We start from the raw sequence: 14,631 nt of genomic DNA on the forward strand, positions 1-14,631 counted from the left end.
CATGCGCAAACTCGACACCAGAACCATTGTCGTTGCCAGCCACAACAAGGGCAAGATTGCCGAGATTTCCGATCTGATCGGTCCGCTCGGCTTTTCCGCGAAATCCGCCGCTGAGCTGAATTTCGCCGAACCCGACGAGACAGGCACGACATTCGAGGAAAACGCGGCCATCAAGGCGCTTGCCTCTGCCAAGGCCTCTGGCTTGCCATCGCTTTCCGACGATAGTGGTCTGGTGATCGATGCGCTTGACGGCGCACCCGGTGTCTACACTGCCAATTGGGCGGAAACGGCTGATGGCACGCGTGATTTTGCCATGGCGATGCAAAAGGTCGAAGACGCCCTTCAAAAGAACGGTGCGACGGAAACTTCCGCCCGCACATGCCGCTTTGTCAGCGTGCTGTGCCTTGCCTGGCCAGATGGCCACACGGAGTATTTCCGCGGGGAGATCGAAGGCACTGTCGCATGGCCACCCCGTGGCGCAAGTGGCTTCGGTTACGACCCCATCTTCCAGCCGGAAGGCTATGAAACGACCTTCGGCGAGATGACATCCGATGAGAAGCATGGCTGGAAGCCCGGCGATGCGCAGGCGCTATCCCACCGCGCCCGCGCCTTCAAGATATTTGTCGAAACCTGTCTGGACGCATGATGATCGATCTTGGGAGCAGGTTCTCCCCTGCCCCTGATGTGACGATGTTGCCCGATACCGGCGAGCCCGGTTTCGGCATTTACGTGCATTGGCCCTTCTGCGCGGCCAAATGCCCCTATTGCGATTTCAACAGCCATGTCCGCCACAAGCCGGTGGATCAGGATCGGTTCGTCTCCGCTTTCCTTCGCGAGATGGAAACCATGCGGCAACTAAGCGGCGCAAAAGTCGTCTCCAGCGTGTTTCTGGGCGGGGGCACGCCTTCACTGATGGACCCGCAAACGGTGGGCGCCATATTGGATGGCATTGCACGCTTCTGGCATGTGCCTGATGGTATCGAGATCACCATGGAAGCCAACCCTTCCAGCGTGGAAGCGGAACGGTTTCGAGGCTACAGAGCAGCCGGTGTCAATCGCGTCTCCATGGGCGTACAGGCACTGAATGACCGTGACCTTAAATTTCTGGGCCGCCTGCATGATGTGGCCGACGCACTGAAAGCCATCCGGCTGGCCCGCGAGATTTTCCCACGCATGTCCTTCGACCTGATCTATGCCCGCCCGAACCAGACGGTGGACGAGTGGGAGAAGGAGCTTGTCGAAGCGATTTCTTATGCCGTTGATCACCTGTCGCTCTACCAGTTGACCATCGAGGAAGGCACCGCCTTTTACGGTCTGCACAAGGCCGGCAAGCTGATTGTGCCGGATGGCGACCAATCCGCGCTGCTTTACGAGGCAACGCAGGAGATCACCGCCCGCCACGGCATGCCCGCCTATGAGGTGTCCAACCACGCAAGGCCCGGCGCAGAAAGCCGTCATAATCTGACCTATTGGCGCTATGGCGATTATGCCGGTATCGGCCCCGGCGCCCACGGGCGTCTCACCACCGGCGGATCCAAACTGGCGACGGCGACCGAACGTCATCCGGAAACATGGCTCGAAACCGTCGAGCGTGATGGCCACGGCATTCTGGATCAGGAGCTTCTGGGCGTTGAAGAACAGTCCGACGAGCTGCTGCTCATGGGCCTGCGCCTGCGCGAAGGCGTTGATCTTGCCCGCTGGAGCGACCTTTCCGGCCGCGATCTGGACCCGGACAAGGAAGAGTTTTTACTGAAGCATGGCTTCATAGAGCGCCTGGGAAATTCACGCCTGCGCTGCACGCCATCCGGCATGCTCATTCTGGATTCGGTCGTCGCCGATCTGGCCTGTTGAGGCCTGCACAGACATTCCACAAAGTCCATCGTCAGGCAGCACGCTGCTCATCCCCATCACCCATCTGTGGGTAGCGATGCGCAGATCGCACAGTCGCCTCTTCCGTCAGGTCTCGTCGCGACCCGGCGTGCAGTACCAGACGATGACGACGATGAGCCCGACCGGGGCGAAACAATAGAGAAGCTGATGCCAGCCGCTGCGGTTGATATCGTGAAGGCGGCGGGCAGCGACTGCAATCGACGGTAAAAACAGGATGAGCGACCAGATCAGGCTGATAATCCCACTATTATCAATGATCTCGATGACAACGGAACTGCAGAAAACGAACAGGAATGAGAACCAATATTCCGAGCGCGCCGCCCTGCCCTGGAAGTTGACAAAGTTTCTGAAAAAACTGGCAATGGCCTCACCGAAACTCATCGGCATGGGCGCCGCCCCAAACCTGTTGGGGCCAGATGGCGGTGACCTGAAGACGAAAATCAGTGGGAAGAAAATGAGGACGAGGATGATGATCCAGTGCCAATACGACGAACTTCCCAAGCCATTCCCTTCCATCTTTTCAAATCACGATAACAGATTTCAAACCGCATTTAGCGCGCGCTGATATCACAGCCTGGCAGGTGAGAGCGATATGAACACCGTTTCCGATTATTAGATAATCATGCGCAATCCACAGTTACAAGAAGAAAGACCGGCCGTCGCTATTGGAGCGAGGGCCGGTCTTGATGTGGCGGGCAGATATTCAGGCGGGGCCGTTTTCCCGGCCGCCGTCTTTACGCGTTGTTTTCGTTGATCAGGCGCTTCAGCAACTCAACCTCATGGCCGAGCTTGGTGTCGCCGCCGATCAGTTCCTCAATCTTGCGCACCGCGTGCAGAACCGTTGTGTGATCGCGTCCGCCAAAGCGACGGCCGATTTCCGGGAAGGAGCGAGGTGTCAGCATCTTGGCGAGATACATGGCGATCTGGCGCGGCTTGACGATGACGCGTGTGCGGCGGTTGGATACCAGTTCCTGGCGAGAGACATTGTAATGTCTGGCGACAATGCGCTGAATGTCTTCGATGCGCACGCGCTTTGGCTCGCCTGAACCCACCAGATGGGCCAGAAGCTCATCGACACGCTCGACCGAAAGGTTCGGCTCGAAGGAACGGCGGAAGATCAGCTGGTTGAAAGCGCCTTCCAGTTCACGGCCGCTGGCTGTTACGCTGCGGGCCACGTGGGAGACGATTTCTTCGGGAATATCGAAGCCTGGGTCTTCCTGACGGGCGACTGCAATGCGCTGGGTCAGCATTTCGTGACGCATCTCGTAATCAGGACCTTCGACCTCGATGGCCATGCCGCCCTGAAGACGCGAGCGAACACGTGGGTCAAGCGATTCCAGTTCCCATGGCGCACGGTCTGCGGCCACGACAACCTGCTTCGCGCTGTCGAGCAGCATGTTGAGCAGATGGCAGAATTCGTGCTGGATCATCTTGCCCTGCAGGAACTGCATGTCATCGATGACAAGAAGATCGATATTGCGCAGCGTGTCTTTCAGCGTCAGCGCGTCATTGTCACGGATCGCGGTCGCGAAACGCCACATAAAATATTCAGCAGTCAGATAGACGACGCGCGGGTTGCGCGGGCTATCGATGGCGGCATTGGCAATCGCCTGAAGAAGATGCGTCTTTCCAAGGCCAACACCCGCATGGATGAAGAGTGGGTTGAACCGAACGGCACCGGCGCCGGCCTCGGCAATGGTCTTGGCTGCGGCCAACGCCACGCGGTTGGACGATCCCTCGACAAAAGTATCGAAGGTGAAGCGGCTGTCGAGCGGCGATCCGAACAAAGGACCGGAGCCTGAATGGCGCGTGAGCGTTGCAGAGGCGCCAGACATCTGCACATTTGCTGCAGGTGGCTGTGGCGGCAGGAAGGGCTTTGCCCTCTGTATCGATGTGCTGATCTCGGATACAGGCTGCGCATCTTCCTCAACGGCTACTGGCCGTGCCGGGCGGCTGGCCGAGCGAACCAGAATTTCGACCTTCAAGACATCGGCATCCTCGCTCTGGACGAGCGTGGTGATGAGATCGATGTAGCGATTGTTGATCCATGACTTCAAAAATGTCGTCGGAACCGTAAAACGCACGACGCTTTTTGAAACCGAGTGAAGTTTCAGACGTGCGAACCAGCTTGCATATACTTCCGGTCCAACCTGTGCCTTGAGGCGCGCGCTAAAACGTTCGAACAGCGCGTCATGCTTCATAGCTTGCTTGTCCCCTGCCGCATCAGTCTCAGCTGCATCACATGCCTTCGGTGTGCGGTCCCCGTTCGATACCGCACCCATCAAATTCATTTGCATATTGCCGCCTTTCAAATTGCCAATCATAGCCTGACGAACCAACGCCCGTCAGGGATACCCCTCGTTCTTATTCTCTCTCAGACATCCCCCTCGAAAGTATGTCCTTGAGCCACTTATCTCACCGCGAGCCGGTTATCCCATTATCCTCTACATCATGGAGAGGCCTGCGATTACTCATCTACGAACTCCTGCAACACACATTAATCAAACGCCGAGGCGCGGTTTCGCATTTCCACAACCTGTAGGATTGCGACCAAAACGACCCCAATACTTGAAAAAACGAACCCAAACAGAATTCGTCCGCAAGAAGCATGTGCCTTCGATACTCAAGGATCGAGATAGCTTGTGGATAGAAATCCTTGCCCCTTGTCGAGATCCATTTAGGCAGGATCAGGGTGGGAGATCAATGCCGATATTTCTTTGATTCGGAAGATCGACCATTGACTCACAGGGGCCGTTTTGCATCGCCTTCATGCCCGTCTGGAGAATCTCTTATGAATCAATGAGATTCAATTTCCTGTCTTTTTTAAGGGCCGATTTGGGAGAAAAATAAAAATTCTCTTGACACAATCTTTGCCCCGTCTTCCCCTACGTAAAGAAGATCGTATTTTCATTACCTTTCACAAGCCATTGATTTATAAGGTACTTTTCCGTCATCTCATTGACGCAGAAGCATCATGTTTTTGAGATGATCGTTAAAGATCTATGATAAACGAAAAAAAGCCCGGTCGAGAGACCGGGCTTTTTTTAGATGAAAATGTGTTAGCCGGATTAGGCCATCAGTGCCTTCACGCGCTGTGCAAGACGGGACACCTTACGGTCTGCCGTGTTGCCAGGCATAACGCCGCGAGTAGCAGCGCGCTGGATCTCAGGCTGCGCTACTTTCAGCGCTTCTGTTGCAACTGCCAGATCACCTGTTGCGATGGCTTCTTCGACCTTGCGAATGAAACCACGAACGCGCGAACGACGAGCCTTGTTGACTTCAGTACGGCGAGCGATCTTGCGAGTCGCCTTTTTCGCCGAAGTTGTATTGGCCATGTATGCCTCTCTTCGAATTCAAACCAAAATCCGCAACCACAGGATCAGGTCCTTCAAAGACCTCGCGTTCCAAAGAGTGCGGGAGTAATTGGAATAAGCCGGATGGCTTTTCCTAACCGTGGGCGGGCATATAGCCTTAAAGCAGCTGCCCGTCAACGCGCATTTACAGTAAAAACGCTGATATTCCGAATCCTTGGAGCGAAGCGGACTCAAAACACATGAAGTTCTCTAGAGCATCGCAGGCGGTTTCACCTAGCGATTTCTGAAGACGGGTTTTCTCTTCTCCGCAAAAGCCGCCATGCCTTCCTTCTGATCCTGCGTAGCAAAGAGCGACTGAAACAGACGGCGCTCAAACCGCAGGCCTTCGCTCAATGTGCCTTCAAAGGACCGGTTGACGCTTTCCTTTGCCATCAGCACTGAGGCACGGGAGAGCGATGCGATGACGCCAGCGGCCTCCACAGCCTCATCCATCAGCCGTTCCTGCGGAACGATGCGGGAAACAAGCCCTGCGCGCTCTGCCTCCTGCGCATCCATCTTGCGGCCTGTCAGCACCATGTCCATGGCCTTGGCCTTGCCCACGGCGCGCGTCAAGCGCTGGGAGCCGCCCATGCCCGGAATGATGCCCAGTGTGATCTCCGGCTGTCCGAATTTGGCGCTATCCGAGGCAATGATGAAATCGCACATCATCGCCAGCTCGCAGCCGCCGCCCAGCGCAAAGCCGGATACTGCCGCAATGACAGGCTTGCGGCTTGCCGCCACATCGTCCCAGCCGCCCAGAAAATCGCCGAGATAGGCATCGACGAAATCAAGCGCCTGCATCTCCTTGATATCGGCGCCAGCCGCAAAGGCCTTTTGCGAACCCGTTATGACAATCGCTCCGATGGAATCATCTGTCGAAAAAGACGCCAATATATGGCGCAGCTCTTTCAGCAAGGCGGCATTCAGCGCGTTCAGCGCCTGCGGACGATTGAGCGTGATGACGCCGACATTGTCGCGCTTCTCAACGATCAGCGTTTCATAATCCATGGTGAGGGTCCTCTCCCGTTTTTCCTGGCGTCATGTCTGGCAAGCGGCACAATAGAATGTCGAGCGCCCCGCCTGTACGATCCGCTCAACCGTACCCCCGCAACCGGGTGTGGGGCAAGCATGACCCTCCCGATCATAGACCGAGAAGGAATGCTGGAAATAGCCAAGCGTGCCATCCGTCTGGATATGGTCACGCAGGGACGAGCCACCGGCGGCGATGGCATCGGCAATCACCTCGCGGATTTTCTCGGTGAGATCGATGAGCGATGCCCTCGGCTTGTCCGTTTTCGTGACAAGCGTGCCCGCAGCTCTTAAAGGAGAGAGATGTGCGCGCCACAGCGCTTCACAGACATAGATATTGCCCAGCCCCGCAATGACCTTCTGGTCCAGCAGCGTGCTTTTGAGCGGCTGGCTTTTTCCGGCAAAACGGCGCGCCAGATAATCGGCGCTCAGCGCGTTTCCGGTCGGCTCCGGCCCAAGATCGGCAAAGGCGGGGTAAAGATCGATGTTGGACCGCTCCACCAGATGCATGAAGCCGAAACGGCGTGGGTCATTATAGATGACCTGCGCATGCTTTCCGTCCTTGTCCAGATGGAAGATGACATGGTCGTGCTTGCCATCCTTGGAGCGCGGATGATGGAACACGCCGGGCGCATCCGTCTCCTGCACCTCATCCTCGATGCGAAAGGAGCCGGACATGCCCAGATGCGAAACGATCGTCAGTCCGTCCTCCAGCTCGATCAGCAGATATTTCGCCCGCCGCCCCAGCGAAACGATGCGTTTTCCCTCCACAAGCTCAGCAAACCCTTCCGGGAAGGGAAAGCGCAGGTCCGGGCGACCCAGAACAAGCTTTTCAAGGCGCGCACCTTCCATGGTCGGCGCGAGGCCGCGTCTGACGGTTTCCACTTCGGGCAATTCTGGCATCTGCTCAACTCACATGTTTACCGCGACGGTCTTGCGATCTAAATCCTGCGGACATACATGTCGCAGGCATAAACTGCCGCAACAGATAGCGTCGCATTCCTGTTTCCGCTATGGTCCGCCCCGTAATTAAAGATGGAGACCGCCGATGACCGAAGCCCGCACAACCGCCAATGGCGGCATGGAAACCTCCTATGGTTTTCACAAGGTTGAAGAAGGCCAGAAGCAGGGCATGGTCAACGAGGTCTTCCACAAGGTCGCCAAACGCTACGATATCATGAATGACGTGATGTCGGCGGGCATGCACCGGCTCTGGAAAGACGCGATGATTGCCGCGCTCAACCCGCGCAAGGACCCGACCTACAAGACGCTGGATGTGGCGGGTGGAACGGGCGATATCGCCTTCCGCATCGTCGAAGCCTCCAACCGGCTTGCCCATTCTACCGTGCTCGACATTAACGGCTCGATGTTGGCTGTGGGCGAGGAGCGCGCCGCCAAGAAGAAACTGTCCGACAATGTGACTTTCGTGGAAGCGAATGCCGAAGAACTTCCCTTCGAGGATAAAAGCTTTGATGCCTATACGGTGGCCTTCGGCATTCGCAACGTTCCGCGCATCGATGTGGCGCTGAAGGAAGCGCACCGGGTTCTCAAGCGTGGCGGACGCCTTCTGGTGCTGGAGTTTTCCGAAGTGGACATGCCGCTCCTCGACAAGGTCTATGATGCCTGGTCGTTCAACGCCATTCCTAAGTTCGGCAAGATGATCACCGGCGATGCCGAGCCCTACCAGTATCTGGTGGAATCGATCCGCAAATTCCCCAATCAGGATGATTTCGCGGCCATGATCCGCACGGCTGGTTTTTCGCGCGTCACCTATACCAATTACACAGGCGGCATTGCCGCGCTGCATTCCGGCTGGAAACTTTAATCGACATGATGACTGGCAGCAGGAAGAAGGCATTCGCATGAGCACGCCCGGTGCATATTTACGCCTGGCCAAGGTTGGCTGGGTTCTGGTGCGCGAAGGCGTGGTGCTTGCCCTGCCTTCGCAAGACCTTCCAACCATGTCCAAGTTTGCAAAAGCACTTCTCAAGCCCTTCGCCCGTAACCGTGCCAAACATGCCGACCGGCGTGACCGGCTGGCAACAGCCGTCGAACGGCTGGGTCCATCCTATGTGAAAATGGGCCAGTTTCTGGCCACACGCCCGGATGTTGTCGGTGCCGATTTTGCCGAAGACCTGTCGCGCTTGCAGGACCGCATGGCCTTTTTCCCGAATGCTGCGGCAAGAGCCAATATCGAGGGATCGCTCGGGCGTCCGATGTCGGATCTCTACCTAGAATTCGGTGAGCCGATTGCCGCCGCCTCCATAGCGCAGGTTCACCCGGCCATGGTGCGCACGCCAAACGGCCAGAAAAAAGTGGCCGTCAAGGTCATCCGCCCCGGCGTGCGCCAGCGTTTCCAGAATGATCTGGAGGCCATGTATCTGATTGCCGATCTGCAGCAGCGGTTCATTCGCTCTGCGCGGCGTCTGCGCCCGGTCGAGGTAACGCGGGCACTGGAACAGACGACGAAAATCGAGATGGATTTGCGGCTTGAGGCCGCAGCCCTCTCCGAAATCGCGGAGAACACAAAAAACGATCCCGGCTTTCGCGTGCCGAAGGTGGATTGGGAGCGCACGGGCCGCGATGTCGTCACCATGGAGTGGATCGATGGCGTCAAGATGTCTGACGTTGAAGGCCTGAGGGCTGCCGGTCACGATCTCGATGCGCTGGCCGATACGCTCATTCAGTCCTTCCTGCGTCACACCCTGCGCGATGGCTTTTTCCATGCCGATATGCACCCCGGCAACCTTTTCGTGGACCCGCAGGGCATGATCGTGGCCGTGGATATGGGCATTGCCGGGCGGCTGGGCAAAAAGGAACGCAGGTTTCTGGCCGAAATTCTCTATGGCTTCATCACCCGCGATTACATGCGCGTGGCAGAAGTGCATTTCGAAGCCGGCTATGTGCCCGGCCACCATGATATGGCAAGCTTTGCGCAGGCGATCCGCGCCATTGGCGAACCCATCCATGGGCAACCGGCCGAAACCATCTCCATGGGCAAGCTGCTGACGCTTCTGTTCGAGGTCACAGAACTATTCGACATGGAAACCCGGCCAGAACTCGTCATGCTGCAAAAGACCATGGTCGTGGTCGAAGGCGTGTCACGCATTCTCAATCCGCGCTTCAACATGTGGAAGGCGGCAGATCCTGTCGTCAGCGCATGGATCAGGGACAATCTTGGACCAAAGCGCATCGTAACCGACATCAAGGATGGGCTGAAAGCCGCCGTCAAGCTAGCCGAAGCCGCGCCCGAGATCGCAGCCAAAACGGAAAAGCTGCATGCCGATCTGGTCTATATGAGCGAACACGGCCTGCGTTTCGATGCGAGCACAGCCGAAGCTATCGGCAAGGCGGAAGCGCGCCACACAAAATGGGGACGCGCCGCACTCTGGGTCATCGCGCTCACGCTCATCTATATCGCTATCAGGATCAGTTGATGGGAGGAAGCTCTATCTGAGCTTCGTCTTCAGGGAGGCATCCGGGAAGCAGGTCGGGCGCAGCCCGTTCTTGGCCTGCCAGTCACCGAGGGAACGGCGCGTCTTGAAACCCGCCAGCCCATCCGCCTTGCCCACATCATAGCCCTTGGCGACAAGAGCTTTCTGCATGGACAGCACGTCGGAGCGCAACATGGAGCCGACATCGCCCCATTTTGCCTGAAACGGCCCGGCATTATAGGCGATGCGATCTGCCAGATTGCCGATGAAGAGCGCATAGAGATCGGAGTTGTTATACTCCTTGATGACGTAGAAATTCGGCGTCACCACGAACTCAGGCCCATTGCGCCCTGCTGGCACAAGCATCATGCCATCTGCATCCAAGTCATTGGACGGAAACGCTTTTCCAGAGATTCTGGCAATCCCGAGCTTTGCCCATTCCGTAACCGGGCGGGCAAGATCCGGCCCTTCCTGCGCGCAGGATACCGCGTCTGGTATGGAAACTTCAAAGCCCCAGTCGCGGTTGCGCTGCCAGCCACGTGTGGAAAGATAGTTGGCGATGGATGCCAGCGTATCCGGCACGGAGTTCCAGATATCGCGGCGGCCATCCCCATCGAAATCCACGGCATATTTCAGATAGCTTGAGGGCATGAATTGCGGCTGGCCGAGTGCGCCTGCCCATGAGCCCATTATTCTCGACGCTTCAATATCGCCGCGCTCCACAATCTTCAGGGCGTCGATCAGTTCTGCGCGGAACATGTCCTTGCGGGTGGAGGTATAGGCTTTGGTGGCCAGCACATCGATCACGGCATTGGGCAGCTTTGCCCGTCCGAAACCGGATTCACGACCCCAGACGGCAATCAATATATTACCGGGAACGCCATATTTTGCCTCGATGCGCTTTAACGTTGCGGCATGGGTGGCCGCCAGCGAGCGACCTGTTGCCGCCAGCCCCTGCAAACGCTGCTCGGAAAAATAGGCGCCGGGCGAGGAAAATTCTGCCTGGCTTTGCGCCTGTTCCTTCGGTGGTTTCTGGCCGGGAATGACGAGATCGGGCAGTTTCCAGTTGATGGAAAGGCCTGAAAGTGATGCCTCGATCGTATTCTGTGAGATACCCGCCTTGCGCGCCTCTGGCCAGATGTCCTGCTTCAGCCATGCATTGAACTGCGCATCATATCTGGCAGCGGCAGCACCGGTCGGCACCGTTTGCGCCGAAGACGGGCCTGCGGACAATGCGCAGAGGACCGCGGCAAGAACCGGGCCTGATATCGTGGAGCGCATGTGTATTCCTTTCAGATAAGGGTGCGGGCGCGCAATGCGGCGGTCAGCGTGCCCTCGTCCAGATAGTCGAGCTCTCCGCCAACCGGAACGCCATGCGCCAGCCGGGTGATCCTGACGCCGAGATCGCTCAGCCGGTCGGTGATGTAATGGGCCGTCGCCTGGCCCTCGACCGTTGCGTTTACCGCGATGATGAGCTCCTGAATACCGCCTTCGCTCACACGTTCGATCAAACCTTTGATATTGAGATCTTCCGGTCCCACGCCATCGAGCGGGGAAAGCGTACCACCCAGAACGTGGTAGGCGGTGTTCATTGCGCCCGAACGTTCCAGCGCCCAGAGATCGGATACGTCCTCGACCACGATGATGACCGTCTGGTCACGCCGGTCGTCGGTGCACACGGTGCAAGGGTCCATGGTGTCGACATTGCCGCAGCGCGAGCAGACCTTCACCTTGTCATAGGCATCGCCCATGGCATGCCCCAGCGGCCCAAGCAGCTGCTCTTTCTTCTTGATCAGGTGAAGTGCGGCGCGGCGCGCCGAACGGGGACCAAGCCCCGGCACTTTTGCCAGAAGCTGAATGAGTTTTTCGATTTCGGGGCCGGTGACTCGTTTTGCCATGAGCGCTTTCTACTGCATAAATGTCATAACGGGAATCATAAGCAGAAGGCATTCCATGAAAATACGCACAGTCTGCCGGGGCGATGCAGAAGTCCTGCCCGGAAAAACCTCAAAGACCGGGATTTTCAAACACCCGGTGCAGGGTGCGGTACTCATCGATCAGGCCGGGATCGTCAGTGATGCCGTGCTGAACAAGAAACATCACGGCGGGCCGGATCAGGCCATCTACGTCATGGGCTCTGTCGATCTGGATTTCTGGTCACGCGAACTTGGTTTTTCCATCGAACCCGGATTTTTCGGAGAGAACCTCGTCATCGAAGGTCTCGATAGCGCAAAAATGAATGTCGGAGATCAACTGATGGCCGCAGAAGTGGCACTGGAAGTCACCGCCGCCCGCATTCCCTGCGCAACGCTGTCTGCCAGGGTCGGTGATGCCTATTTTGCGCCCCGCTTCAAACAGGCGGGACAGCCCGGCTTCTATTGCCGTGTGTTGAAGGGCGGCATGATCGCGCCTGAGGAGACCGTCACCTTGACGCCCTATCAAGGCATCCAACTGCCCATCCCCGTTATCCTTCAGCGCTTCAGGCCCCAAAACCTGTCGCAAGCGGAACGCGAGGCCTATCTCACGACACCGCTTGCCAGCCGTTTCAGGGCCATGCTGGAAGGCTAAGCGTGTTTAGAACGGCAGCTTCATGCCGGGCGGAATTGGCAGACCGGCTGTGATTTCGCGGGTCTTTTCGGCAGTGACGGCTTCGGCGCGCTGCTTGGCATCATTGTGGGCTGCGACCAGCAGATCTTCCAGAATTTCGACTTCGTCTTCTTTCAGCAGGGACGGGTCGATCTTCACGCCGAGCAGCGAGCCTTTGCCGCTCATCTTCACTGTCACCAGACCGCCACCGGATTTGCCTTCGACTTCAAGCGCAGAAATCTCCTCCTGCATCTTCTCCATCTTGGCCTGCATTTCCTTGACTTTGCCCATCATGCCCATGATGTCACGCATACGAAACTCCTGTAATTTTCTTTATTATTTCCAGTGAACACCGGTTCACAGGAAATACTAAAGCTCTTTGTTTTTACGCAATTCCGGACGCAAAACCGGTTCCCACTTTTGCTGGAATTGCTCCTAGAATTCTATATCATCGCCGGGAAGAATGTCGCCTTCGCTCGACTCCGCAACGGATGGCGGCGCCACCTCTTCAATATCGTCAGGCACCGGTGTCCGGATGCGCACATCGGTGATCTTTGCGCCCGGAAACTGCGCCATGATCGCGGCAACATCAGGGTCCTGCCGGGCATCGACCAGACGTGCGTCCCGCGCATTGCCTTCGGCCTCAACGAGCGTGGCTTCGCCCTGTTCCTTGCTGAGGCTGATGAGCCAGTGGATACCGGTCCATTCCTTCAGCTTCACACCAAGCTCGCCCGGCAGTGAGCCCGGCGCGCCCTCGGCCAGCCGCATATCCATCCGGCCGGGTTCCAGCCGCACGAGCCGCACGAAATTGCGCACCAGCGCCTTCATGCGTGGATCGCGGTTCTTGGTGCAGAGATCGACCACATCCTGAAGCGTATTGACCGGAACCTTTGGCTCTGGCCGCTCTTCCGGCTTTGGAGCCGCCACCTGCATATCCTGCGGGCGGCTGTCTGGCACGGCGCGCAGCATGGCGGTCGGTTGCGGCGCGGCTTGCCTCTGAGGAGACGCATGGGCCGTTGCGACGGCTTGTGTGGAGGAATAGGCGCGTGCACCGCCGCCATTGCCTGAGCCGGATGGCGCTCCATTGCCAGAGCCACCGCCTTCACCACTGGAAAGCTCCAGCAGGCGACGGGCCGCGTCTTCAGGTGCGGGCAGATTGGCGGCGTGGGAGAGCCTGATCAGCACCATTTCGGCGGCACCGGCAGGGCGCGAGGCATTTTCTGTCTCGGGAATGCCCTTCAGAAGCATCTGCCAGATGCGAGACAGGGTGGAAACCGCGATACTATCGGCAAAATCTGCGCCGCGTGTGCGCTCTACCTCAGACAGGGATGGATCATCTGCCGCGTCAGGCACATATTTCATGCGGGTCACAAGATGGGTGAAATCCGCAAGGTCGTTCAACACGACGACCGGATTGGCACCCGCCTCATATTGGCCGGTAAATTCTTCCAGCGCAGAGGCGACATCGCCCTTCACCACGTGGTGGAACAGGTCAACGATGCGGGCGCGGTCGGCAAGGCCCAGCATGCCGCGAACGGCGTCCGCCTCGACCCGCCCTGCCCCATGCGCAATGGCCTGATCCAGAAGCGACAAACCATCGCGTGCCGATCCTTCGGCTGCACGGGCGATCATCGCCAGCGCCTGCGGTTCGGCCTCAAAGCCTTCCTTTGATGCAATGGCGGTAAACAGGCCCACGAGATCGGCTGCACTGATGCGGCGCAGATCGAAACGCTGACAGCGCGACAGGACCGTGATAGGCACCTTGCGAATTTCGGTCGTTGCGAAAATGAATTTCACATGCTCCGGCGGCTCTTCCAACGTCTTCAAAAGACCGTTGAAGGCCTGCGTGGACAGCATGTGCACTTCGTCGATGATATAGACTTTGTAGCGCGCAGAAACGGGGCGGTAGCGCACCTGTTCGATGATCTCTCTGATGTCATCAATACCCGTATGGGAGGCGGCGTCCATCTCGATCACATCGACATGGCGGCCTTCCATGATGGCCTGGCAATGCTCGCCGGGAATGCGCAGATCAATCGTCGGCTTGTCGATCTCATCGGTCTTGTAATTCAGCGCACGCGCCAGAATGCGCGCTGTCGTGGTCTTGCCCACACCTCTGACGCCCGTCAGCATATAGGCTTGCGCAATGCGGCCGGTTTCGAACGCGTTGGTCAGCGTGCGAACCATCGGCTCCTGGCCAACCATCAGATCGGAAAAGTCTTTCGGGCGGTATTTGCGCGCGAGAACCCGGTAACCTGTACCCTGCTCTTTGGTCTGGGGCATATTGGTTCCGGTTTCGCTCATCGCCTCGCCAGTGATTGGGTGCTGCCCGCTAAGTG

Annotated in this window: 14 protein-coding genes; 5 read left to right on the forward strand and 9 right to left on the reverse strand. The window is 57.7% G+C overall.

The features are described from left to right. The first annotated feature begins 1 nt into the window (after position 1). Complete coding sequence (rdgB, locus tag IFT53_RS04650) at positions 2–646, forward strand: RdgB/HAM1 family non-canonical purine NTP pyrophosphatase (RefSeq protein WP_192063163.1); 645 nt, start codon at positions 2–4, stop codon at positions 644–646. Next, positions 646–1,851: a radical SAM family heme chaperone HemW gene (gene hemW / locus IFT53_RS04655; RefSeq protein ID WP_192063162.1), complete on the forward strand. Its 1,206-nt coding sequence runs from the start codon at positions 646–648 to the stop codon at positions 1,849–1,851. The genes rdgB and hemW overlap by 1 nt, the downstream gene beginning before the upstream one ends. Positions 1,852–1,956: 105 nt before the next feature. Here hemW and IFT53_RS04660 read toward each other — a convergent pair whose 3' ends face one another. The 5 genes from IFT53_RS04660 to mutM all read right to left on the reverse strand — a co-directional run bounded on the left by IFT53_RS04660 (position 1,957) and on the right by mutM (position 7,175). Beyond that, entirely contained in the window at positions 1,957–2,391 is a 435-nt protein-coding gene (locus tag IFT53_RS04660) for a DUF805 domain-containing protein (protein WP_244656186.1), read from the reverse strand. A 233-nt stretch (positions 2,392–2,624) separates the two neighbouring features. Beyond that, positions 2,625–4,187 (reverse strand): chromosomal replication initiator protein DnaA, encoded by a 1,563-nt coding sequence (gene dnaA, locus IFT53_RS04665; RefSeq protein ID WP_192063160.1) that lies wholly within the window; start codon positions 4,185–4,187, stop codon positions 2,625–2,627. 771 nt (positions 4,188–4,958) lie between these two features. Beyond that, a complete protein-coding gene (gene rpsT, locus IFT53_RS04670) occupies positions 4,959–5,225 on the reverse strand; it encodes a 30S ribosomal protein S20 (RefSeq protein ID WP_042616193.1) in 267 nt (88 codons plus the stop codon). A 252-nt stretch (positions 5,226–5,477) separates the two neighbouring features. Next, complete coding sequence (locus IFT53_RS04675; protein WP_042616192.1) at positions 5,478–6,251, reverse strand: enoyl-CoA hydratase; 774 nt, start codon at positions 6,249–6,251, stop codon at positions 5,478–5,480. 30 nt (positions 6,252–6,281) lie between these two features. Next, the gene (gene mutM / locus IFT53_RS04680; RefSeq protein WP_192063159.1) at positions 6,282–7,175 is read right to left on the reverse strand and encodes a bifunctional DNA-formamidopyrimidine glycosylase/DNA-(apurinic or apyrimidinic site) lyase; all 894 of its coding nucleotides are present in this window, start codon (positions 7,173–7,175) and stop codon (positions 6,282–6,284) included. Positions 7,176–7,320: 145 nt separating this feature from the next. On the opposite strand from mutM, the gene ubiE reads away from it, so the two are divergent. Together ubiE and ubiB are read left to right on the forward strand one after the other, a co-directional pair. Continuing rightward, entirely contained in the window at positions 7,321–8,097 is a 777-nt protein-coding gene (ubiE, locus tag IFT53_RS04685) for a bifunctional demethylmenaquinone methyltransferase/2-methoxy-6-polyprenyl-1,4-benzoquinol methylase UbiE (RefSeq protein ID WP_192063158.1), read from the forward strand. A 37-nt stretch (positions 8,098–8,134) separates the two neighbouring features. Continuing rightward, positions 8,135–9,709 carry a 2-polyprenylphenol 6-hydroxylase gene (gene ubiB, locus IFT53_RS04690; RefSeq protein WP_192063157.1) on the forward strand — a complete coding sequence of 525 codons (1,575 nt, stop codon included), beginning with the start codon at positions 8,135–8,137 and terminating at the stop codon, positions 9,707–9,709. A 12-nt stretch (positions 9,710–9,721) separates the two neighbouring features. Here the strand turns inward: ubiB and IFT53_RS04695 are convergent, their stop codons facing one another. Together IFT53_RS04695 and recR are read right to left on the reverse strand one after the other, a co-directional pair. Then, positions 9,722–10,987, reverse strand: a complete 1,266-nt coding sequence (locus IFT53_RS04695) for a lytic murein transglycosylase (protein ID WP_192063156.1) — start codon at positions 10,985–10,987, stop codon at positions 9,722–9,724. Between the two features lie 11 nt (positions 10,988–10,998). Next, complete coding sequence (gene recR, locus IFT53_RS04700) at positions 10,999–11,604, reverse strand: recombination mediator RecR (protein WP_192063155.1); 606 nt, start codon at positions 11,602–11,604, stop codon at positions 10,999–11,001. 55 nt (positions 11,605–11,659) lie between these two features. Between recR and IFT53_RS04705 the strand changes: the two genes are divergently transcribed. Continuing rightward, complete coding sequence (locus IFT53_RS04705) at positions 11,660–12,274, forward strand: MOSC domain-containing protein (protein ID WP_192063154.1); 615 nt, start codon at positions 11,660–11,662, stop codon at positions 12,272–12,274. A 6-nt stretch (positions 12,275–12,280) separates the two neighbouring features. Here IFT53_RS04705 and IFT53_RS04710 read toward each other — a convergent pair whose 3' ends face one another. Together IFT53_RS04710 and IFT53_RS04715 are read right to left on the reverse strand one after the other, a co-directional pair. Beyond that, positions 12,281–12,604 (reverse strand): YbaB/EbfC family nucleoid-associated protein, encoded by a 324-nt coding sequence (locus tag IFT53_RS04710; RefSeq protein WP_042616185.1) that lies wholly within the window; start codon positions 12,602–12,604, stop codon positions 12,281–12,283. Between the two features lie 123 nt (positions 12,605–12,727). Next, positions 12,728–14,596, reverse strand: coding sequence for a DNA polymerase III subunit gamma/tau (locus IFT53_RS04715; protein WP_192063153.1), 1,869 nt, complete (start codon positions 14,594–14,596; stop codon positions 12,728–12,730). Between the last annotated feature and the right edge of the window lie 35 nt (positions 14,597–14,631).

It is taken from the genome of Rhizobium sp. CFBP 13644, assembly GCF_014842165.1.
Classification (GTDB): domain Bacteria; phylum Pseudomonadota; class Alphaproteobacteria; order Rhizobiales; family Rhizobiaceae; genus Agrobacterium; species Agrobacterium tumefaciens_C.